This window comes from Snodgrassella sp. CFCC 13594, from assembly GCF_001590725.1.
Taxonomy (GTDB): domain Bacteria; phylum Pseudomonadota; class Gammaproteobacteria; order Burkholderiales; family Neisseriaceae; genus Snodgrassella.
Genome location: NZ_LQXR01000001.1, coordinates 333,608 through 355,320, shown reverse-complemented (window position 1 = coordinate 355,320; position 21,713 = coordinate 333,608). Strand labels below are relative to the sequence as shown.

General features: G+C 48.5%; 20 protein-coding genes and 3 pseudogenes. 18 read left to right on the top strand and 5 right to left on the bottom strand.

Going from position 1 to position 21,713, the window contains the following annotated elements:
- The 3 genes from A2F46_RS01670 to queA all read right to left on the bottom strand — a co-directional run.
- Positions 1-2,199: ESPR-type extended signal peptide-containing protein (locus tag A2F46_RS01670; protein ID WP_255358729.1), on the bottom strand; the 2,199-nt coding region annotated here is incomplete at its 3' end.
- A gap of 538 nt (positions 2,200-2,737) precedes the next feature.
- Positions 2,738-3,145: a lactoylglutathione lyase gene (gene gloA / locus A2F46_RS01660; protein WP_066565836.1), complete on the bottom strand. Its 408-nt coding sequence runs from the start codon at positions 3,143-3,145 to the stop codon at positions 2,738-2,740.
- Positions 3,146-3,212: 67 nt separating this feature from the next.
- Positions 3,213-4,262, bottom strand: a complete 1,050-nt coding sequence (gene queA / locus A2F46_RS01655; protein WP_066565834.1) for a tRNA preQ1(34) S-adenosylmethionine ribosyltransferase-isomerase QueA — start codon at positions 4,260-4,262, stop codon at positions 3,213-3,215.
- A 230-nt stretch (positions 4,263-4,492) separates the two neighbouring features.
- On the opposite strand from queA, the gene aroQ reads away from it, so the two are divergent.
- The 9 genes and pseudogenes from aroQ (at position 4,493) to ppk1 (ending at position 13,043) form a co-directional block, all read left to right on the top strand.
- Positions 4,493-4,942, top strand: coding sequence for a type II 3-dehydroquinate dehydratase (gene aroQ / locus A2F46_RS01650; protein ID WP_066565832.1), 450 nt, complete (start codon positions 4,493-4,495; stop codon positions 4,940-4,942).
- A 36-nt stretch (positions 4,943-4,978) separates the two neighbouring features.
- On the top strand, positions 4,979-5,431 hold the full coding sequence (gene accB / locus A2F46_RS01645; RefSeq protein ID WP_066565831.1) for an acetyl-CoA carboxylase biotin carboxyl carrier protein: 453 nt from the start codon (positions 4,979-4,981) through the stop codon (positions 5,429-5,431).
- Between the two features lie 67 nt (positions 5,432-5,498).
- Positions 5,499-6,857, top strand: coding sequence for an acetyl-CoA carboxylase biotin carboxylase subunit (accC, locus tag A2F46_RS01640; protein ID WP_066565830.1), 1,359 nt, complete (start codon positions 5,499-5,501; stop codon positions 6,855-6,857).
- Between the two features lie 132 nt (positions 6,858-6,989).
- Positions 6,990-7,882, top strand: a pseudogene (gene prmA / locus A2F46_RS01635) (50S ribosomal protein L11 methyltransferase).
- Positions 7,883-7,918: 36 nt separating this feature from the next.
- Complete coding sequence (locus A2F46_RS01630; RefSeq protein WP_066565827.1) at positions 7,919-8,632, top strand: hypothetical protein; 714 nt, start codon at positions 7,919-7,921, stop codon at positions 8,630-8,632.
- Positions 8,629-9,956: pseudogene (gene argA / locus A2F46_RS01625) on the top strand (amino-acid N-acetyltransferase). Before A2F46_RS01630 ends, argA begins: the two are co-directional and overlap by 4 nt.
- Before the next feature lie 67 nt (positions 9,957-10,023).
- Positions 10,024-10,293, top strand: a complete 270-nt coding sequence (locus tag A2F46_RS01620) for an oxidative damage protection protein (protein WP_066565825.1) — start codon at positions 10,024-10,026, stop codon at positions 10,291-10,293.
- Positions 10,294-10,357: 64 nt separating this feature from the next.
- Positions 10,358-10,909 carry a serine acetyltransferase gene (locus tag A2F46_RS01615; protein ID WP_066565823.1) on the top strand — a complete coding sequence of 184 codons (552 nt, stop codon included), beginning with the start codon at positions 10,358-10,360 and terminating at the stop codon, positions 10,907-10,909.
- Between the two features lie 70 nt (positions 10,910-10,979).
- Complete coding sequence (ppk1, locus tag A2F46_RS01610) at positions 10,980-13,043, top strand: polyphosphate kinase 1 (protein WP_066565919.1); 2,064 nt, start codon at positions 10,980-10,982, stop codon at positions 13,041-13,043.
- Between the two features lie 74 nt (positions 13,044-13,117).
- On the opposite strand, the gene A2F46_RS01605 is transcribed toward ppk1, so the two are convergent.
- A complete protein-coding gene (locus A2F46_RS01605) occupies positions 13,118-13,975 on the bottom strand; it encodes a YicC/YloC family endoribonuclease (RefSeq protein ID WP_082783535.1) in 858 nt (285 codons plus the stop codon).
- A 161-nt stretch (positions 13,976-14,136) separates the two neighbouring features.
- On the opposite strand from A2F46_RS01605, the gene rph reads away from it, so the two are divergent.
- Positions 14,137-14,883 carry a ribonuclease PH gene (gene rph, locus A2F46_RS01600; RefSeq protein ID WP_066565819.1) on the top strand — a complete coding sequence of 249 codons (747 nt, stop codon included), beginning with the start codon at positions 14,137-14,139 and terminating at the stop codon, positions 14,881-14,883.
- A gap of 198 nt (positions 14,884-15,081) precedes the next feature.
- Positions 15,082-16,320, top strand: a complete 1,239-nt coding sequence (locus tag A2F46_RS01595; protein WP_066565813.1) for an aspartate kinase — start codon at positions 15,082-15,084, stop codon at positions 16,318-16,320.
- A 75-nt stretch (positions 16,321-16,395) separates the two neighbouring features.
- On the opposite strand, the gene A2F46_RS01590 is transcribed toward A2F46_RS01595, so the two are convergent.
- Positions 16,396-16,785 carry a hypothetical protein gene (locus tag A2F46_RS01590; protein WP_197457514.1) on the bottom strand — a complete coding sequence of 130 codons (390 nt, stop codon included), beginning with the start codon at positions 16,783-16,785 and terminating at the stop codon, positions 16,396-16,398.
- A 103-nt stretch (positions 16,786-16,888) separates the two neighbouring features.
- Between A2F46_RS01590 and A2F46_RS01585 the strand changes: the two genes are divergently transcribed.
- The 7 genes and pseudogenes from A2F46_RS01585 (at position 16,889) to A2F46_RS01555 (ending at position 21,711) form a co-directional block, all read left to right on the top strand.
- Positions 16,889-17,743 (top strand): 23S rRNA (adenine(2030)-N(6))-methyltransferase RlmJ, encoded by an 855-nt coding sequence (locus A2F46_RS01585; protein WP_066565811.1) that lies wholly within the window; start codon positions 16,889-16,891, stop codon positions 17,741-17,743.
- 27 nt (positions 17,744-17,770) lie between these two features.
- Positions 17,771-18,163, top strand: coding sequence for a pyrimidine dimer DNA glycosylase/endonuclease V (locus A2F46_RS01580; RefSeq protein ID WP_066565810.1), 393 nt, complete (start codon positions 17,771-17,773; stop codon positions 18,161-18,163).
- A 64-nt stretch (positions 18,164-18,227) separates the two neighbouring features.
- Positions 18,228-19,205: a class 1 fructose-bisphosphatase gene (locus A2F46_RS01575; RefSeq protein ID WP_066565809.1), complete on the top strand. Its 978-nt coding sequence runs from the start codon at positions 18,228-18,230 to the stop codon at positions 19,203-19,205.
- A gap of 176 nt (positions 19,206-19,381) precedes the next feature.
- A pseudogene (locus tag A2F46_RS01570) lies at positions 19,382-19,854 on the top strand (peptidylprolyl isomerase).
- 44 nt (positions 19,855-19,898) lie between these two features.
- The gene (locus tag A2F46_RS01565; protein ID WP_066565808.1) at positions 19,899-20,390 is read left to right on the top strand and encodes a peptidylprolyl isomerase; all 492 of its coding nucleotides are present in this window, start codon (positions 19,899-19,901) and stop codon (positions 20,388-20,390) included.
- Between the two features lie 146 nt (positions 20,391-20,536).
- A complete protein-coding gene (gene smpB, locus A2F46_RS01560) occupies positions 20,537-20,992 on the top strand; it encodes an SsrA-binding protein SmpB (RefSeq protein ID WP_304437929.1) in 456 nt (151 codons plus the stop codon).
- Positions 20,993-21,357: 365 nt separating this feature from the next.
- Positions 21,358-21,711 (top strand): hypothetical protein, encoded by a 354-nt coding sequence (locus A2F46_RS01555; protein WP_066565806.1) that lies wholly within the window; start codon positions 21,358-21,360, stop codon positions 21,709-21,711.
- Positions 21,712-21,713 lie beyond the last annotated feature (2 nt).

The following is a 21,713-nucleotide window of genomic DNA, read 5'->3' as shown; positions in this document are numbered from 1 at the left end:
AATGGCATCATTAACAGTATCTTTACCAGTGCCACCAATATTAGTGATATTGATGGTCCCATCAGTGTTCAAAGTAGCGTTACCACCCAAGATATCTGTAACACTATTAGATACATTACCCAATACAGCATTGGTTGCGTATAACTGACTACCGTTAATGGCATCTGTACTGGTTGAAGAAATTTGGCCCGGTGCAACATTTTTGATTTGGCGCTCATACCCAACGCTGCCTACCGATACCTGATCACCTGCCACAACACCACTAGCACCCGCAAAGTTGCCATAGGTAAGACCATTTAATGTAGCCGTAGTTACACTTACTGCATCTGCATCTGTTTTACTGTTTGCACCAATGGCTACCGAACCATCTTTGCTGGCAATAGCGCTGATACCCAATGCCGTTGAGGCCACGCCAGAAGATATTGTTCTGGTACCAAATGCCGTTGATAAATCACCTGAAGCTTGGGATTGAACCCCTACAGCCACTGCTGCATTAGCAGACGTGGTTTTACGGTAATCCCCAGCAGAGATTGTATCGCCCGTAATTTCTGTGTATTTAGCTGATAATGCGCTATTGTAGGCAATTTGATTCAAATCATCGCCACCAATGGCAATTGATGAGTCGCCCTGCGCGGTAGTGTTATTACCTATGGCTGTAGACTGATCACCAACTGCACTTACTTCCGAACCCAATGCGACAGATTGGCTTCTGGATGCAGATGAAGAATCACCAATCGCAACCGATTGAGTACCAGATGCATTGGACAATTGGCCCATCGCAGTAGACCATCTACCCAGAGATTTTGCAGTGTCGCCAATCGCAATCGAATAATTACCAGAAGCAGCAGATGACTTGCCAATCGCAACGGCATTCGACCCGCTCGCATTGGTTGAAAGCCCCAATGCAACCGCGTTTACCGCGCTAGCGTTGGCTGCATCACCAATAGCAACTGCATCTGCAGCACTCGCTTTGGCTGCGGTTCCCAATGCCGTTGCATTTGCGGCAGAGGCATTAGCTCCCACGCCCATGGCAATGCTACCCGTACCCGATGCAACCGAGCTCAAGCTAATGGCCGTACTACCCACTGCAGTCGCTTGAGCCCCAGAGCCCAGCGCAGTTGTGCTATTTGCTGAGGCAATTGAAGATTTACCAATGGCAATGCCATCATTTGCTGAGGCGGAAGAAGAAGTCCCTAACGCAACTGTATTGGCATTGGTTGAATTCGCGAATTCACCTATTGCAATAGCCCCGTTTGTGCTTGATCCTCCTGCAGTTGCGTTATTACCCAAAGCAATCGCACTGGTTGAGGCGTTAACGGTATTCGCACCATAGCCAATCGCAACACCACCCTTACCAGCAGCATAACCAGCTTGATCAGCATTTGCGTTCGTACCCAAAGCCACACCATAGGCATAACTCATGGCCGAAGGCCCAATTGCGATACCACTCACATCCAATAAGCTACCATTTACCCGAGCGGTATTGCCAATCGCGATGCTATCTGTACTTGTTGCTTGGGCTGAGTACCCCAGAGCAACTGTCTTATCAGCAGATGCAATAGTGGCATCCGCATTGGTTTGCCCCCCACCGATAGCAATTGCGTATTGACCAGAGGCCGCGCCCAGTGTCCCTATTCCTGCAGCATTGGCTGACGCCCCAACTGCAGCAGCTCTACCCCCACCTATCCGAAGTGACCCAGTCGCATTATTAGTTCCCGTTGCTCCAGTTTGGCCCCCACCCAACCCCAGACTTCCTCCATTCACGTATAGTTGACTACCTAGAATCAAGCTATCAGCGCCATCCACACCATCAGCACCAAAAAACATCGCGATATTACTTGTTGTATTTCGATTATTGATGGGCGTTTGACAAGTCGCTGCACTACTTATATCTCGGTCATTTGCTGAACCGCTAGGGTCTCCCAGCATGCGGCAACCTGAGTCCACGCCATCATTGATATAAATACCTTGCACAGCGTAGGCATTGGAGAAAGAAAACAACATCAATACTGATGCTGAAATCAAAGAAATTTTCAACTTTATGTTTTTTCGGCATTTAGCAAAACAAAACGTGTTTGTGTCATTTTTACTGACTACATCCACACTTCCATTACTTTTGTTTTTTGCGTTGGCAACCTCTGAGACCGCCACCCACGTCTCTGTGGTTTCGTTCCATACAGTGCGATAAATCTTATTCATGTATTTCTCCATTGAAAACTGAAAGCTAAATATCAATCTGAAAAATTAAGCGCCATATGAACAAACAAGTTGAACAACAAACCCATTGCTATTCACATTTTGCATTGAATCATTTCAAATTCATTAACCAAATCGATTGCCCAAAAACGTTATTTCAAGATCATGAGCATGCTCTGCTCTACAAAGCAATTTTTACCACTTTTAAAAAAAACGCATCATTTGTATTTTGTTTGATTTACATCAATAGAATTTATGATATAAATAATATATCATTTTGTTTTTATTAAATATTATCTATATTTTTTTGCAAATTATTGACACTGACAAAATATGTCACATAGCAACAATATCGAGTAGGTTATGATTAAAATTAGTACAAAATACGGCGTATTGATTTGACCCAAAAAATAACAATGAAGCAAAGATGACGATAAGAAATAAACCGTAATATGGCTGTATCAGTCCCTCAAAATAAACAATATAAAAAACAGGCTGCCTGAATAGTGCAGGCAGCCTGTTTTAATTAAAGTCGTTATTTTTATTTTGAATACGAGTCGTTTCCTGTATTTTTCTGAATAAGTTCAATTTTATAACCATCTGGGTCTTCAATAAACGCGATCACCGTGGTGCCGTGCTTCATAGGCCCAGCTTCGCGAACCACTTTGCCGCCCTTTGCATGCACTGCGTCGCAGGCGGCATAGGCATCCTCAACCTCAATCGCGATATGGCCGTAGCCAGTGCCCAGATCGTATCGCTCGGTCTCCCAGTTATAAGTGAGTTCCAATACTGTGGTATTGGACTCCTCCCCATAGCCCACAAAGGCCAATGTGAATTTACCTTCTGGATAATCCTGCTGGCGCAATAATTTCATACCCAGCACTGCTTGATAAAATACCAGTGAGGCATCCAAATTGCCAACTCGTAGCATGGTGTGTAGCAGTCTCATAGGGCGTCCTTTTCATTCTGATTTGGTTTGGTGGTTTGGTTTTATAAGGCGGCATGATAATGCGATTTTAAACCTCGGAATCTCGTTTAGATAAAGCCTGATTGCCCAACAACATGGCATCACCATAACTGAAAAACCGATATTGCTCATTAATGGCGTGTTGATAAATGGCACGAATTTCATCATAGCCGCTAAAGGCGCTCACCAGCATCAACAACGTTGATTTTGGCAAATGGAAATTGGTGATGAGCCTATCTACCACGTTAAAATGAAAACCGGGGGTAATGAAAATGTCGGTATCGCCTTGGCCGGCCACCAGAGAGCCAGATCGAGCAGCAGATTCCAAAGCCCGCATAGAGGTAGTACCGATGGCCCAAACGCGATTGCCGCGCGTTTTGGCTGCCTGAATCGTTGCCACAACGTGCTCAGGTACGTCATACCACTCACTGTGCATATGGTGTTGCTCAATATTATCCACCCGCACAGGCTGAAAGGTACCGGCACCAACGTGCAAGGTAATCTCGGCCAAATGCACGCCTTTATCCATCAAAGTTTGCAGCAAAGATTCTGTGAAATGCAATCCGGCCGTGGGCGCAGCCACAGCACCTTCTCGCTTGGCATACACGGTTTGATAGCGATCATCGTCATCCACACCTGCTTCTCGTTCGATGTAGGGTGGCAAGGGCATATGTCCGTGTTTGGCCAGCAAATGCCAAACCGTTTCGTCACCCGCAAAATGCAACTCAAACAACTCCCCATGTCGGGCCACCATTGTGGCCTTTAAACCGCCTTCAAACAGTAAATCGGCACCCGGCTTGGGTGACTTAGATGAGCGGATGTGCGCCCATGCTGTATGGGCATCCACCACCCGCTCAACCAATGCCTCAATCTTACCGCCACTGGCTTTTTGGCCATACAAGCGCGCTTTCATCACTTTGGTATTATTGAACACCAGCACATCACCCGCAGTCACATAATCAGGAAGATGCGTAAATTGATTGTCACATATAGTTTCACCTGGCAGAGCCACCAGTAAGCGGCTGCTGCCACGTATTTCAGGAGGATGCTGGGCAATCAGAGCAGGCGGCAATTCAAAATCAAAATCATCAATGTGCATTATTTTGCCACTTTAGCGAAAATAAAAATAAAGGCGTATTATAGGCTGCAGTTGAATATGGGGGTAATTGATTCAATTTAGGCAATTTACTCTAGACGCAACCGTTATTTCGCGTAGAATGCCGTCATCAATCAAACTAAATCGTCGATACAAGAGAAAATTTTTAAATTTTCTGGACATTTTCACCGAAATTCGGCGAAAATAACGCAAATTAATTCCAAATTCTATTTATGAGCGCACCCATTTTGGTGTTGAACGGGCCCAATCTCAACTTGCTCGGTCAACGTGAACCCCATATTTACGGCCACACCACGCTGAACGACATCAATCGACATTTGTGCGCCATTGCCAGTGCAGCAGATTTGACCATAGATGCGCTTCAAAGTAATGCGGAACACATACTCATTGAACGCATTCAAGCAGCCTTAAGTGATGATACTCGTTTTATCATCATCAATCCGGGCGCATTCACACACACCAGCGTCGCCATTCGCGATGCCTTGGCTGCAGCAAGCAAGCCATTCATCGAAATACATATTTCCAATATCCACGCCCGAGAACCATTCCGTCAGCATTCCTATTTATCGGACATAGCCATGGGCGTCATTTGCGGACTGGGTGTCTATGGCTATGAAGCCGCCCTGCACCGCGCCATTCAATATTTACAAGACGCCGCCTGATAAAAACGGCCTCAGTATTTCACAAGGATTACCATTATGGATTTACGCAAACTAAAAAAACTCATTGACTTGGTGGAAGAGTCAGGCATTGCCGAAATTGAAGTCACCGAAGGCGAAGAAAAAGTGCGCATTACCCGCACCACGGCCACGCCGCAACCTTTATATGCAGCCCCCATAGCGGCTCCGCAACCCATGCCGGCAGCGCCTGCCGCTGCGCCAGTGGCGGCACCTGTCGTGGCCACTGGCCCAGATTTAAGCAAAGCCGTTAAATCCCCCATGGTCGGTACTTTTTATCGCGCAACCAGCCCGAATACACCGCCTTTTGTAGAGGTAGGCCAAACCGTTAATGCAGGCGATACTTTGTGCATCATTGAAGCCATGAAGCTCATGAATGAAATCGAAGCCGACCGCAGCGGCGTCATCAAGGAAATTTTGGTTTCCAACGGCCAACCAGTGGAATACGGCGAACCGCTATTTATCATCGAGTAATCCACCTTTATCTTTGTTTTCAGGCAGCCCGGCCAACGGGCCAGCTTGCGACCGAAAGTTGTGCCTTATGTTGAAAAAAATTCTGATTGCCAACCGTGGTGAAATTGCATTGCGTATATTGCGCGCCTGCCGTGAGATGGACATTGCCACGGTGGTGGTTCACTCTGAAGCTGACCGTGATGCCATTTATGTGAGATTGGCCGATGAATCGGTATGCATCGGCCCGGCCAACTCAGCCCAAAGTTATTTGTATGTACCCGCACTCATCGCCGCCGCTGAAGTGACTGGCGCCGATGCCATCCACCCCGGCTATGGCTTTTTGGCAGAAAACGAAGCCTTTGCCGAACAAGTGGAACAATCTGGTTTTGTGTTCATCGGCCCGCGCGCTGAAACCATCCGATTAATGGGCGATAAAGTATCTGCCAAGCATGCTATGAAATCTGCTGGCGTGCCTTGTGTGCCAGGGTCTGCTGGTGCTTTATCAGATGACCCTGCCGCCATCCAAAAGATTGCCGAAGAAGTAGGCTATCCGGTTATTATTAAGGCTTCTGGCGGTGGCGGTGGTCGAGGAATGCGTGTTGTTGAAAAAGCCGACGAATTGATTAAAGCCGTGGAAATGACACGTGCTGAGGCAGGCGCAGCTTTTGGCAACCCAGAAGTGTACATGGAGCGATATTTGCAAAAACCGCGTCATGTGGAAATTCAAGTACTGTGTGACGAACATGGTAATGCCATTTATTTGGGCGAGCGCGACTGCTCTATGCAGCGCCGCCATCAAAAAATAATCGAAGAAGCGCCTGCTCCCTTTATCACCGAAGCCGAGCGAAAACGCATCGGTGAAGCCTGTGTGGCTGCCTGCAAGCGTATTGGTTACCGTGGCGCGGGTACTTTTGAATTTTTATATGAAAATGGCGAATTTTTCTTTATTGAAATGAATACGCGGGTTCAGGTAGAACACCCAATCACCGAGTTGATTACCGGTGTCGACATCGTACAAGAACAAATTCGTGTTGCATCTGGACTGCATTTGTCTTACAAACAAAAAGACATCAAGTTACAGGGCCATGCTTTTGAATGCCGCATCAATGCTGAAGACCCCTACACATTTATCCCCAGTCCGGGTCTCATCACCAGCTGCCATTTACCCGGTGGCAATGGCATTCGCGTAGACAGCCATATTTACCAAGGTTATACCGTACCACCTTATTACGACAGTTTAATTGGTAAAATCTGTACCCATGGCAAAGACCGAGCGCAAGCCATGGCCAAGATGCGCGTAGCCTTAGGCGAATTGGCGGTCAACGGCATCAAAACCAATACCGAGTTACACCGTGATTTGTTTGTTGACCCAGGCTTTCTGGAAGGCGGCGTGAGCATCCATTATTTGGAACACTGGCTACAAAATCGCAAAGACAGCGCCAAATAAACTACAATCGGCGCTTAAGGCATTGCCCCCGCTTCAGGCAGCCTCATGGCTGCCTGAATTTTTTGTCTTGCCGTCTTTCGAGTATGATGTCGGCAGTTTTGATTCTTATGGCACAGTGAAAGGCATTTTTTTATGCATTACCAGCAAGCGGCCATCACCGTAGCAGCACACCAAGCCGATGTATTGTCTGATGCCTTAATGGCGCACGGAGCGTTAAGCACCGCCATTGAAGATGCCAATGCCGGCACCGATGCAGAAGAACCCATTTTTGGCGAGCCTGGCATGCCTACTGATGCTTTATGGCAAAAAAGTGTGATTGTGGCTTTATTTGACGCCAATGCCCATATTGATGCCATTTTGGCAGTCGCGGCACAAGATTGCGATATAGCCCCCCCCACTTATCGGCTAGAAACCGTGCCAGAGCAAGATTGGGTGCGCTTAACTCAATCTCAGTTTGATCCGATTCAATTTCGCCGCGTCTGTGGATTACCCCATCATGGCACCCGTTACCACCCAACCCTGATATCATCAATCTCCAACTGGACCCAGGATTGGCTTTCGGGACAGGCAGCCACCCCACCACCCATCTCTGCTTGCAATGGTTAGATCAACATTTGCAAGGAGGTGAAACTGTATTGGACTATGGTTGCGGCTCTGGCATTCTCACCATTGCTGCCTTAAAACTCGGCGCAGCCAGCGCTTGTGGCGTAGATATTGACGAGCAGGCCATACGTGCCAGCCGCGACAATGCTGAACAAAACCATGTTCCCGCCCAATTTTTTCTTCCAGATGCCTTACCTGAAGGCCAATTTGATGTAGTGGTGGCTAATATTTTGGCCAATCCCCTACGATTACTGGGCGATATGCTGGCTTCACGAACCCGCATCGGCGGTCAAATTGTCCTATCGGGAATTTTGGTTGAACAATTAGACGAATTGAGCGATATTTATCGACAGTGGTTTGATTTAAATGAACCAATCACTGACCAAGGCTGGGTATGCATCAGCGGCCGCAAAAAAGCCTAATCACAGCCTACCTGCAAACCAATAGGTTATTGTCTTATGGATACCATTACCGTCATTTGCCCCCAGTGCCACCACGAAAACAGCATCCCCACCCCATCACGCGACGGTGGCCATGTGCTGTGTACCCAATGCAGCCATGTTTTTAAAGTGGTGCCCAAAATTCGCACCAATAAGCTGCACGACATCCGCAGCAACCAAGGCAAATTAACAGCAAGCGCCAGCCCAGATGAAATCATGTCAGCACTGGCCACCATGCTCTCACACACCAATCAGCAAACAGCGCGCCAGATGCCGCCCAAAGACACCAGCCCGACAGCCACCAACGCCCAACCCAGCATCAGTAAATTATTAAGTGAGCCAGCGGCGGCCATCTCAGAGTCGACGCCTTCAGCCTCCATCTCGACGATGACATTGACGCAAACCCTGCCATCCGCCCCCAAGCAAGCCCCGACAACTGAATCTACGATGCCGGTGGTCACACCTGCGCGAAGCGATAATGGCAATACAGTCAATAACCTGGTGTTCACGCTGCTGCCTGCACAAGAGACTACAAAGCATCATCAAGTGGACGCAGATGTACCTTTATTGCTCAATGACACCATCGAAAAAACCGAAGCCATCAGCGTTAATCAGCAACGTTTGCATGAACAGCAAAGCCGATTGCATAAAGAATTCAACTGGACGCTGGCATCGCTGGTTGCACTCACGGTGCTCATTATTCAATTATTTTACTTAATGGCCGTGAAATGACGGCACAGACACCCACATTCATTCATGATTTTCGCCAAGCTGCCCCTTACATCCATTATTTAAGGGGGAAAAAACTGGTGGTTGCCATCAGCAGCCATGTACTGCTGACTGAAAAATTGGCTTCCTTAGCCGCCGATATTCAGCTGTTAGCGAGCCTGGGCGTACGCTTGGTACTATTGCATGGCTCACGTCAATATTTAAACCGCATGGTTGGTGCGCACGGTCAATCACTGAACTATCACCAAGGCTGGCGCGTTACCGATGAAGCCACGCTACAGTTAGCCAAGCAAGCTTCAGGTCTGGCTCGATTTGATCTGGAAGCGGCATTATCGGCCACACCAGCTCAGGCGCCCGATCGCAGTGCCCAAACCTTACAAATCAGCAGCGGTAATTTCCTATTGGCGAAACCTTTAGGCGTGTTGGATGGCATTGACATGGGCTACACTGGCCGAGTCCGCAAAGTGGATGTCCAGGCAATCGAAGAGCGACTAGCGAATGGCCAAGTGGTATTGGTCAGTCCGCTGGGTCATTCTTTGAGCGGGAAATCCTATAATTTGGGCATGGATGACGTGGCCCAAGCCTTGGCTGTTTCACTCAAAGCCGAGAAATTGATTTTTTTGAGCACCGAATCGGGTTTATGCGATGCTCAAGGTGAGGTGATTAGCCAAATGACTTCTGCTGAGGCAGAGACTTTGTTGCAAACCGTGCCCCAGAAAGCCGATGTCACACGCATGCTTAAGGCAGCCGTATACGTATTGGAGCATGGCGTACGCAGAGCACATATCGTTTCAGGCTGAATGACGGCAGCCTGATTCAGGAATTGTTTACCCGTCAGGGCCGCGGCACGGCATTGGCCCAAAATCCATTTATGCGTGTGCGCGCCGCAGACAATCATGATATTGGCGACATCATCCGCTTGATTACCCCATTGGAAGATGCGGGTATCCTATTGCCTCGCAGCCGCGAATATTTGGAAGATCACATTGGCGAGTTTTCGGTGTTGGAACAAGACTGTCACGTGTATGGTTGCGTGGCGCTCAAATTATTTGCTGATAGGCAAGTGGGCGAATTGGCCTGTTTGGTGGTCTCCCCAGACGCCCAAGATGGCGGCTATGGCGAGTTATTGCTGGACCATGTGATTGCACAAGCACAAAACAAAGGCATGCACACACTGTTTGCACTCAGCACCAACACCGGCGCTTGGTTTGATGAGCGTGGCTTTCAGGCAGCCTCGTTTGACGATTTACCACAAGAGCGCCAGCGCCAATACCTACAAAACCAACGTCGCTCACAAATTTACTGTCTGCCGTTAGCAGCGCCATAACTGGGCGTTAACAGCAAAATCTTTTACAATAAAACCATTTAACCTCATCACACCATAAGGAATCACCATGACGCACATGGTTCATTGCGTAAAACTCGGCAAAGAAGCACCGGGCCTAAAATTTCCGCCATTACCCAACGACTTGGGTAAACGTATTTTTGACAATGTCTCACAAGAAGCATGGGAAGGCTGGTTACGTTACCAAACCATGCTCATCAATGAAAACCGCCTGAGTTTGGCCGACTCCAGAGCTCGCCAATACATCGCCCAGCAAATGGAAAATTATTTTTTTGGCGACGGCGCCGACAACGTGAGCGGATTTACCCCGCAAGCCTAATATTCAGGCAGCCTCATGGCTGCCTTTGTGTTTGATTTCACGCCCCACACGATGATCTTAGCGTATGCACACATTCACCTATATCAAAAGCGATTTATATCGCTACAGCGGCCGACTGAATTGGGTCGCCTTCACCAAAAACTATGTATTCAACCGAGGTTTTAATTTTTCGGTTTGGTTGCGCTTAACAGCCGGTGGTGGTTTGGTGGGTATACTGGCATACCCCATCTATGCATGGAAAAAACGGCGTTACGGCATCAGCATCAGCCATAAAACACGCATAGGTTATGGCCTGTATATCGGCCATGGTGGGCCATTGATCATCAATACCAGCGCCATCATCGGGCACAACGTTAATCTATCTCCCTACACCGTTATTGGCGCCAATGAGGGTCAGGCCGCACACATCGGCAACGGCGTCTATATCGGCCCTAACTGCTGTATTGTTGAACAAGTGCGCATCGGTGACGACGCCACTATTGGGGCCGGCAGCGTGGTCACCAAAGACATTCCAGCGCAAGCCACAGCCGCAGGCAACTATGCCCGGGTCTTAAATCTCCACCAACCTGGGCGCTATATTGGGCATCGATGGCCAATAGAAGACCAAGCTTCTTAGTTCGTCACACCTTTGTCACACTATTTTGCGATAACCTTTCCTCATCCTTATTTTGAAAACCGCCGACACCATGTCTGACACACAACCTCACTTACTTTGCCGTGAATTAAGCTTATTGGCTTTTAACCGACGCGTTTTGGCACAAGCACAAGACCACCGCATTCCGCTGTTGGAACGCCTGAAATTTTTGTGCATTGTTTCATCCAATTTGGATGAGTTTTTTGAAGTGCGTATGGCTTGGCTGCGGCGCACATGTGTATTGTCACCCCATACTCCGCTGGCCAACGGCGATCTACCCGCCACTGTGGTGGCCAATGTAACCGCAGAAGCGCACAGCATCATTGCCGAACAGTACCGTCTATTCAATGAGGAGTTGATTCCGGCTTTGCGTGAGGAAGGTATTTACTTTTACCCACGCCGCGACTGGAGCGCCGAACAACAACAATGGGTAGCGGATTATTTCAAACGTGAGCTTCTGCCCATTCTGACCCCCATCGGCTTGGATCCTTCACACCCATTTCCGCGCCTGCTCAATAAGTCACTCAACTTCGCTGTCGAACTGGAAGGCAAAGATGCCTTTGGCCGCACTGGCGGCATGGCAATTGTGCAAGCACCAAGAATCCTGCCACGGGTATTGAAAATGCCTAAAGAATTGTGTGAGGGTCATGACGGTTTTGTGTTTTTATCATCCATACTGCACGCTCATGCCCACACGCTATTTACAGGCATGACGGTAAAAGGATGTTATCAATTCCGACTCACGCGCAACAGCGACTTGAGTGTGGAAGAAGAAGACGTAAAAAATTTACGCACCGCCATCGTTGGTGAATTGCGTGACCGCCAATATGGCGAAGGCGTGCGCTTGGAGGTAGCCGACAATTGCCCAGCTCATGTTTATGATTTTCTGCTCAGCCAATTCCAGCTTGGCCATGATGAGCTTTACCGTGTTAATGGCCCCGTAAACTTGGTACGCTTGATGGCGGTACCCGACATGGCGGATCGTGCGGATTTGAAATTTTCACCGTATTACCCCAGCATTCCCAAAATACTCAATAAAAATCGGGTTTTGTTTGATGTCATTCGCAAGCAAGATGTCTTGCTCTACCACCCCTACCAATCGTTCGAGCCTACCGTTCGCTTGATTCAGCAAGCCGCAAAAGATCCTCAGGTGGTGGCCATTAAAATGACCATTTATCGCACCGGTAGTAATTCCGATTTGGTTAAGGCGTTGATGACCGCCGCCGTGGCTGGCAAGCAAGTCACCGTTGTGGTGGAATTGATGGCGCGCTTCGATGAGGAAACCAATGTCAATTGGGCAAGCCAACTGGAAGCCGCTGGTGCACATGTGGTTTACGGCGTGTTTGGCTACAAAATACACGCCAAAATGGCGCTGATTGTGCGACGAGAAGAAGGCATACTCAAACGCTATGCGCATTTGGGCACCGGCAATTACCACCAAGGCACCTCCCGCCTCTATACTGACTTAGGGTTAATGACCTGTGACGAAGCCATTACAGCTGACGTCAACACCGTATTTATGGAAATCACCGGCTTAGGCCAACCCAATCATCTGCGCAAAATCGCACAAAGCCCTTTTACCTTACATAAAATGCTGCTCGACAGCATTGAGCGCGAACAGACAGCAGCCTTGGCAGGCAAACCTGCACGCATCATCGCTAAAATGAATGCACTGGTAGAACCAACGATTGTTGACGCGCTTTATGCTGCCAGCCAAGCCGGCGTGTCGATTGATTTGATTGTGCGCGGGATTTGCGTCTTGCGCCCAGGCGTACCTGGGCTCTCTGAAAACATTCGCGTGCGCTCAATTGTGGGCCGTTTATTGGAACATGCTCGGGTATTTTATTTTGAACATGGCGGCGAGCCCAAAGTATGGATTTCCAGTGCTGATTGGATGGGCCGAAACTTATTTCGCCGTGTAGAAACGTGCACGCCAGTTGAAAACCCGCAAATCAAAGATCGCATCATTCGAGAAACATTGTTACTGGCTTTGGCCGATAACCAGCGATCTTGGCTCATGCAAGCCGATGGCAGTTATGTGCGCGCGCCAATCATTGACGGGGAAGATGTCGTCAATATGCAGGAAATACTGCTCCAAGAATACGCCAGTCATTAAGCAATATTCTAAAAACAGGCTGCCTGAATGGTTTCAGGCAGCCTGTTGGTATGTGGTGAAACCAAGTACCGTCTTTACTCAATGTTTTGCACTTGTTCACGCATTTGTTCAATCAATACTTTCAACCCTACCGAGGCTTGTGTACATTCGGTGGCAATGGCTTTGCTGCCCAAAGTATTGGCTTCGCGGTTGAGCTCCTGCATCAAAAAATCCAAGCGTTTACCTACACTGCCCTTGTGTTCGGTCACCAAACGGCGCACTTCAACCAAGTGTGTTTGCAAGCGGTTTAATTCTTCATCCACATCGGCTTTCTGCATAAACAGGACAAATTCCTGTTTCAATTTGTCTTCATCCACTTGGCCCACTGCTTCGCGCAAACGCGTTTCGGCCTTGTCAATGTGCTGCTGTAATAAGTGGGGAAATAATTGCATGACTGCCTGAACAATATCGGTCATGTCATCCAGTCGCGCCAGTAAATGCTGTTGCAATTTTTCGCCTTCTCGCGTGCGCGCCGCATTGAATTCGGTTAGCGCCTTGGCTAGCAAAGTATTAACACCGTCAGCCAATATCGCTTCGTCTTCGGCGGGAGCTGACAGAACACCGGGGAAATGCAAAATATCTGCAATACCCAATTTGGCCAAACCCTTATATTGTTTGCGCAACAATTCATTGGCCTCAGCCAATTGGGCGACCAGCGCATGATTGATTTGCAAAGTCTCTTGTGTGCTGTGCACATTTTGTACCTGAATGCGGCATTCCAATTTTCCTCGGGCCACCTGCGCTCCAATGATTTCACGCAAACGCCCTTCCAAATAACGCAAATCATCGGGCATGCGAAATTGCAAGTCCAAATAGCGGTGGTTGACTGCGCGCAATTCCAAACTGATCTGGCGATGGCCAAATTGGCCGGATGCATTACCATAGCCTGTCATGCTGTGCATGGTATCTCCTTTAATCATGGGTGAATTTATTGATAGGGTGTCGGCACAAATGGATGTTTTGCCAACTTGGCTATGGTACGTCAAACATTGCGTACGGGCAAAATACACGCGCGCCAGTGCTATAATGGCAACCTGAAAAATAAGGACTCATTATGGCCCATCTACAACACTACCAACGCGCAGGCCGCGCTGCGGATGCATTGCGCAACGTACACATCACTCCTCATTTTCTGCCTCATGCGGATGGCTCTTGCCTGATTGAATGTGGCGGCACCAAAGTGATTTGCACTGCCACCATCGACGAGCACGTACCACCCTTTTTGCGGGGTCAAGGGCAAGGCTGGGTTACCGCCGAATACGGCATGCTGCCTGCATCCACTGCAGGGCGCATGCGCCGTGAAGCGGCCGCAGGCAAGCAATCGGGCCGAACCCAAGAAATTCAGCGCTTAATCGGTCGTGCATTGCGCGCAGTAGTAGACATGACGCAATTGGGCGAGCGCCAAATTCTGATTGACTGCGATGTCATCCAAGCCGATGGCGGCACGCGCACGGCCAGCATTACAGGCGCTTTTGTGGCGTTAACCATGGCAGTTGAAAAATTGCGCGATGCTGACATGATCATCAACAACCCCATTCGTGAAGCCGTGGCTGCGGTATCGGTGGGTATGGTGGCGGGTGTGCCTTTATTGGATCTGGATTACCCAGAAGACTCTGGCTGCGATTCTGACATCAATGTGGTTATGACTGCAGCAAGCAAACTGATTGAAATTCAAGGCACGGCAGAAGGGGCGCCATTTAGCCTGAATGACTTACAAGATTTGATTTCGCTGGCACAAAAAGGCATCAGCGAATTGCTGCATGCACAACAGGCGGCCTTGCAACAACTCCGAGCCGACTGAGCGCATTTAGCCTATCGTAACCATGCTTCAGCCGATGCTCCTTTGATTTTTGTGGCATCGGCTTGTTTTTGGCGCATAAAAATGCTAAAAATAGACGTTTTGCTTTACTGGCAGCGGCCATTGTGATGCTCTGTTTCAGGCAGCCTGCATGCCGCACCATTTTGATTCTCCATTCCAACCAGAAAGTTTGCAGCAATCATGGCGTTAATTGTACAAAAATATGGCGGCACCTCAGTCGGCTCGGTAGAACGCATCAAAAATGTGGCGCGCCGTGTGGCCAAAACGCGCGCCGCAGGGCATGAAGTGGTGGTGGTGGTATCGGCCATGAGCGGTGAAACCAACCGTTTGGTGGCACTGGCCCACGATATTCAAGAATACCCGGACCCACGTGAAATGGACGTGGTGCTCTCTACCGGCGAGCAAGTCACCATTGGCCTTTTGGCCATGGCCTTGAAAAGCATAGGCGTGGATGCCAAAGCTTATACAGGCTGGCAAGTCCCAGTGAAAACCGATTCCGCGCACACCAAAGCGCGCATTGACCATATTGAAGACACCAATATGCGGGCTGATTTGGATGCAGGCCGTGTAGTGATTGTGGCTGGCTTTCAAGGGGTTGACGAGCACAACGACATCACTACCTTGGGGCGTGGCGGTTCTGATACCTCAGCCGTGGCGTTGGCTGCGGCGCTAAAGGCTGATGAATGCCAGATTTACACCGATGTCGATGGCGTGTACACCACCGATCCGCGTGTGGTTCCTGAAGCACGCCGGTTGTCGACGATCTCTTTTGAAGAGATGCTGGAATTGGCCAGCCTGGGCAGCAAGGTTTTGCAGATTCGCTCAGTCGAGTTTGCAGGCAAATACAAAGTGCGCTTGCGTGTATTGAGCAGCTTGCAAGAAGAAGGCGAAGGCACCTTAATTACTTTTGAAGAGGATCACCACATGATGGAAGAAGCCGTTGTAGCCGGCATTGCTTTTGATAAAAACCAAGCTCGGGTGAATGTACGCGGCGTCCCCGATAAACCGGGTATTGCGTATCAAATCCTCGGTGCGGTGGCAGATGCCAATATTGAAGTCGACATGATCATCCAGAATGTGGGCGCAGAAGGCACCACCGATTTCTCATTCACGGTGCCGCGCGGTGATTACCACCATACTTTAAATATTCTGCACGAAGTGCAGAAAAATATTGGCGCCACTGAAGTAGATGGTGATGACACGGTATGCAAAGTGTCCATCGTTGGTATGGGCATGCGCTCACACGTGGGCATCGCTTCCACCATGTTCCGCACATTGGCAGAAGAAGGCATCAACATCCAGATGATTTCCACCTCCGAAATCAAGGTTTCCGTATTGATAGACGAAAAATACTTGGAATTGGCCACGCGGGTTTTGCATAAAGCGTTCCATTTGGATCAAGAACCAGTGAAAGCTTGATTTCAGGCAACCTGAATCAGAAAACCGCCTGCGTACACAGGCGGTTTTTCAATGTTTAGACCCAAATGGCTCAGCTTACATAAACCAGCCATCTGGGGTTACCGATTTATTATCAATGAGCTTGACGATGCCCACCACCATACGGAATATGTACCACACATACACCAAAGCCAATATCACCAAGCCGATACCGACCACCGACAAAATCATGCCCACGATGCCACCCACCAGCGTTCCCCAAAAAGTTTTGATGAGAAAACGCATGTGGTCATAATAAAGAGTACCTTGCATTTCATCGCGTTTAACATAAGCCAAAATCACGCCAACCAGCAAAGTTAACCCCACAAACAGAGCTGAAGCATACAAAGCATAAGTAACATACATGTAGTTTTTTTGTGAAGAATCAGGCAACTGGTTGCTTGAAGCATCAATGATGGTGGGGCGGGTAAAATCTTGCTCGGCCATATACTTTCCTTTTTTCTGCGTTTGCATGCCCATCATGGGGTGCAAATGAGTACAATATAGCGGCTTCCCTTTCACCATCGCAAGGCCATTTACAGGGCTTCACATGCTTAGCTATCGACATGCTTTCCATGCCGGCAACCATGCCGACATATTGAAACACTTCATCTTGTATTACGTGCTGTCTTATTTCAACCGCAAAGACAAGCCGTATTGGTACATCGATACCCATGCCGGAGCGGGCTTATACGATTTAAGCAGCCATGAAGCACAAAAAGTGGGTGAGTTTCGAGAAGGCATACACCGTTTGCGTATCGGCTCGCAACTGCCGGAGACCTTGACGGCATTTCGCCAAACACTGGATGCAAGTCTGCCCGGCCAGCACAAAGACATCCATTACTGTGGATCACCTTGGCTGGCTCAGGCCTTAATGCGCCCGCAAGATCGATTGCGCCTGTTTGAATTGCACCCCACTGATGCAGAGCGCTTGCGCCTCAATATGCGCAGCATTGCTGAAAGCCATCGCGCGCAAGTATTTTGTGATGATGGTTTCAAAGGCCTATTGGCCATGTTGCCGCCGCCCAGCCGCCGGGCAGTGATACTGATTGACCCGCCTTACGAGCAAAAACACGATTATCAACAAGTCATTGAAACATTGAAATCAGCTTTGAAAAAATTCGCTACTGGCTGCTATTTGGTGTGGTATCCGTGTTTAAGCCGAGCAGAAAGTTTAAAGCTGCCTGAAAATCTCATCAAATTGATGCCCAATAATTACCTTCAAGCTGAGCTTTACGTCCACCACCCTCGTGCAGATGGCTTTGGCATGCATGGGAGCGGCATGTTTGTGATCAACCCACCTTATGACTTAGTCAGCATATTGCAAAACACCCTACCTGAATTGGTGACACTATTGAGCCAAGATGATGGTGCACGCAGCGTACTACAAAGTCAAATTGCTTAATTCACCCACACAATTACCTTGAACACCATGACCCGCATCAATCTGGTTCCCCCGCAAGAATTATGCGACCAACATTTATTGGCCGAGCATCGAGAGCTCACTCGCATCCCCAATGCCGTCGCCCGTGGCCGTTTCCATCTGGCTGGCCAACCAACAGACTACAAATTGGGCACCGGACATGTGCGCTTTTTCTTTAACAAATTGCGCTTTTTGCAGCAGCGTTATGCCGGATTACATGCTGAATGCTTGGCACGGGGGTTCCGTGTACACAACATTTGGCCAGCTGACTTACCTAATGACCCTGAGCTGTGGCTAGACTACCAACCCACTACAACGGCATTGGCCCTTAACCGCGAACGCATTCAGGAGCGCATGCCTGCCAAGCCACGTTTTACACCTCATGTCCACGCTGCTTCATAAACACCAAGCGTGCCCTATCCGATGACTGCTTTGCTATAATAAGCGCAAAACCAAGGATTGAATCATGACCGTTTTACTCAACGATTACTTGCAACAGCAATTGCAACAACACGGGCTGCCTGAAAAATTAGGCAGCGTTATCAGTAGCATCAGCAATGCCTGTCTCAACATCAACCATGAAGTGCGCTTAGGGGCGCTAGACAACATACTGGGCAGTGCCCACACTGGCAACATTCAAGGTGAAGAGCAGAAAAAATTGGATGTTTTATCCAACCAATTGATGATCAATGCTTTGCGCGCCAACCCGGCAGTAGCTGGATTGGCCAGTGAAGAAGAAGAAACATACGTGGCGGCGCATGAGGAAGGTGAATATTTGGTGCTGTTTGATCCATTGGATGGGTCATCCAATATTGACGTGAATATCTCCATCGGCACCATATTTTCAGTGTTGCAGAAACCGGCAGGTGAGCTTAGTACCCAAAGCTTTTTGCAACCAGGTAAGGACCAAGTAGCCAGCGGTTATGTTTTGTATGGGCCTCAAACCATTTTAGTACTGACATTAAAACACGGCATTGCCCTGTTTACCCTCAACGAAGACAACCAGTTTGTGCAAACCGCCCGCGATCCGAAAATACCGGCGGATACACAAGAATTTGCCATTAACATGTCGAATCAACGTCATTGGGAAACGCCAATGCAAGCCTATATTGCCGAATTATTGGCAGGCAAAACAGGACCGCGCAACAAAGATTACAACATGCGCTGGGTGGCTTCCATGGTGGCTGAAGTCCATCGCATTTTAGTTCGAGGCGGCGTTTTCACCTACCCCAAAGACCACCGCGATGCACAAAAGCCCGGTAAATTGCGCCTAATGTATGAGGCCAATCCCATGAGTTTATTAATGGCCCAAGCAGGTGGCGCTGCCACCAATGCTCATCAAAATATATTGGACATTCAACCAGAAGGTCTACACCAGCGCGTGGCCGTCATTTTGGGCAGCCGCAACGAAGTGGCCTATGCTACCGCCAAGCATCAAGCTTAACTCGCGCTTGAAATGGCTGTTGTTGCCTATACATCTGTGTGTTCTGCTGCCATGAAGCAAAGGCACACGAAAAAATGGATGGTTATGACCCGATTTATTGCTTTTGGTTTGGCCTTGTTGCTGGCTATGTACCTTTATTTGCAGCCGCTGCGCCACGCGCGGTAGTGGACACCAATATGGGTAAAATCATCTTGGAATTAAATGAGCGCCAAGCGCCGCAAACCGTGGCCAATTTTGTGCAATACGCCAAACAAGGGTTTTATAACAACACGTTGTTTCATCGCGTGATTAATGGATTCATGATTCAAGCAGGTGGCCTAACCACGCAAATGGCGCTCAAAGCCACCAATAAGGCCATTAATAATGAAGCCAATAATGGATTAAGTAATCAGCCTACACCGTCGCCATGGCCCGCGGTGGCAACCCCAACTCTGCTACCAGCCAATTTTTCATTAATCTTGCCGACAATATCCATTTAAATCATCGCGCCAATACCGCGGCTGGCTGGGGCTATGCTGTATTCGGGCGCGTTATCGGCGGGATAGATGTGGTGCAGCGCATTGCACGCCAAACCACGCACGACTGGGGCATTTACCAAAACGTACCCGTCAAACCAGTCATCATCAACCAAATCACCATCCTGAATTGATTCAGGCTACCTGAAATACTCAACCCCTATATCAAAGGACAACCATGATTAAATTAACCACCAATTACGGCACTATCGGTATTGAGCTGGATCACGAACACGCACCCAAAAGTGCAGCCAACTTTGAACGTTATGTCAAAGAAGGCTTCTATGATGGCACCATTTTCCACCGCGTCATCAATGGTTTCATGATTCAAGGCGGCGGCTTCGACCAAGACATGAAACAAAAGGATACCCACGAACCCATCGACAATGAAGCCGATAATGGTTTGAAAAACGATAAATACACCGTGGCCATGGCGCGTACCATGCAGCCTCATTCTGCCACAGCCCAATTCTTCATCAATGTTAAAGACAATGACTTCCTAAACTTCACTCAACCCAACCTGCATGGCTGGGGTTATGCGGTATTTGGTAAGGTCACCGAAGGCCAAGATGTGGTCGACAAGATCACCGAAGTAACTACGGGCAACCATGGCCCGCATCAAGATGTGCCAACCGAAGCCGTGGTGATTGAAAAAGCAGAAATCGTTTAAGCATTCTGCCTTCTGATTGCAGAGGTACTCAAAGCCACACAGGCTGCCTGAATGGTTTCAGGCAGCCTATATTTATTGCATTTATCAAGTATTGGGCGTACAGCCCTTTAATGCGGTTTCTGTTAGAATAGGCGCATTCACAGGAAATCACGGTCATGAGCATCACCCAAAACAAAAAAGCCTTTCACGATTATTTTGTCGAAGAACAAATCGAAGCCGGTATTGTATTGGATGGTTGGGAAGTCAAAGCCATCCGCGCCGGCCACGTGCAGCTCAAAGAAAGCTATATCCGCTGGAAACACGGCGCTTTTTATCTGATTGGCAGCCACATCACCGCCCTGCCCACCGCATCTACCCATGTCAAACCTGACCCCACGCGCGAACGAAAACTTTTGCTCAACCAGACTGAAATCAATAAGCTGATTGGCAAAGTGGAGCGCAGTGGCTATACCTTGGTGCCCATTAATTTGCACTTCAAACGTGGCTACATCAAACTGGATATGGGTTTGGCTAAAGGTAAAAAATTACACGACAAACGCCAAAGCAGTAAAGAAAAAGACTGGGCACGTGAAAAACAACGTTTGATGAAACAAACCCGCTAACTGATCAGCGCAACAATATTTTTACTCAGCAATCTACATGGGCAATGGCAAAAATAGTTTGGGCTATAAAGCGCCTATTTATTCTGTGGATTACCCAAACATATTGGCTACCACCAAACTGATCATCAATACTGCTTATAACAGCATGCGGACAGTACGATATAAATACACGGTGATAAACAAAAAATGCCTTGGCTGAGTCAATTCACAGGCTTCAGGTGATTTCATGGTTGCTCAATTACTGAGGGTAGCATCCAATCATTTAATTATTCGATTACATCAATGCCAAGACAGCAACCATGCATCACCTTGTGCTGCGCTTGCTGATTCGTTGGCTATTTTTATCGCTCATCTCAGGCTCGCTTATGAAAACACCTTCATTGACATTCCCCTTGTTGCTCATCATTATCGGAGCTTTGTGGCTTCTCAAGAGTACCGACATTTTACCTGCCACCACGACATTAGTAGCGGCAGGATTGGTGGTTGCAGGAGTGGCGGTATTGGTATTGGATGGCATCAACCGTCAATCCGTAGTTTCTGGGCCCATGCTGATGTATGTGGGCGCAGCCACCTATGCTAAAAGCGAAGGCTGGTTGGGCTACTCCCCATTAATGGCTCTGGGCATGGTGGTATTAGGCTGTTTATTGCTGCTTGCACGCAGCGCCTTCGTCCACAGTAAACACGCTCAGGCAGCAGCATCAATCAAAACTGAACAGTAACT

Coding starts and splice junctions, on each gene's coding strand:
- queA (WP_066565834.1), bottom strand. CDS start 4,262: ATGCACATTGATGATTTTGATTTTGAATTGCCGCCTGCTCTGATTGCC.
- A2F46_RS01575 (WP_066565809.1), top strand. CDS start 18,228: ATGACCGTTTTACTCAACGATTACTTGCAACAGCAATTGCAACAACAC.
- rph (WP_066565819.1), top strand. CDS start 14,137: ATGGCCCATCTACAACACTACCAACGCGCAGGCCGCGCTGCGGATGCA.
- ppk1 (WP_066565919.1), top strand. CDS start 10,980: ATGTCTGACACACAACCTCACTTACTTTGCCGTGAATTAAGCTTATTG.
- A2F46_RS01565 (WP_066565808.1), top strand. CDS start 19,899: ATGATTAAATTAACCACCAATTACGGCACTATCGGTATTGAGCTGGAT.
- A2F46_RS01555 (WP_066565806.1), top strand. CDS start 21,358: ATGAAAACACCTTCATTGACATTCCCCTTGTTGCTCATCATTATCGGA.
- A2F46_RS01620 (WP_066565825.1), top strand. CDS start 10,024: ATGACGCACATGGTTCATTGCGTAAAACTCGGCAAAGAAGCACCGGGC.
- A2F46_RS01590 (WP_197457514.1), bottom strand. CDS start 16,785: ATGGCCGAGCAAGATTTTACCCGCCCCACCATCATTGATGCTTCAAGC.
- gloA (WP_066565836.1), bottom strand. CDS start 3,145: ATGAGACTGCTACACACCATGCTACGAGTTGGCAATTTGGATGCCTCA.
- A2F46_RS01580 (WP_066565810.1), top strand. CDS start 17,771: ATGACCCGCATCAATCTGGTTCCCCCGCAAGAATTATGCGACCAACAT.
- A2F46_RS01605 (WP_082783535.1), bottom strand. CDS start 13,975: ATGACAGGCTATGGTAATGCATCCGGCCAATTTGGCCATCGCCAGATC.
- A2F46_RS01595 (WP_066565813.1), top strand. CDS start 15,082: ATGGCGTTAATTGTACAAAAATATGGCGGCACCTCAGTCGGCTCGGTA.
- A2F46_RS01615 (WP_066565823.1), top strand. CDS start 10,358: ATGCACACATTCACCTATATCAAAAGCGATTTATATCGCTACAGCGGC.
- A2F46_RS01630 (WP_066565827.1), top strand. CDS start 7,919: ATGGATACCATTACCGTCATTTGCCCCCAGTGCCACCACGAAAACAGC.
- accC (WP_066565830.1), top strand. CDS start 5,499: ATGTTGAAAAAAATTCTGATTGCCAACCGTGGTGAAATTGCATTGCGT.
- aroQ (WP_066565832.1), top strand. CDS start 4,493: ATGAGCGCACCCATTTTGGTGTTGAACGGGCCCAATCTCAACTTGCTC.
- accB (WP_066565831.1), top strand. CDS start 4,979: ATGGATTTACGCAAACTAAAAAAACTCATTGACTTGGTGGAAGAGTCA.
- A2F46_RS01585 (WP_066565811.1), top strand. CDS start 16,889: ATGCTTAGCTATCGACATGCTTTCCATGCCGGCAACCATGCCGACATA.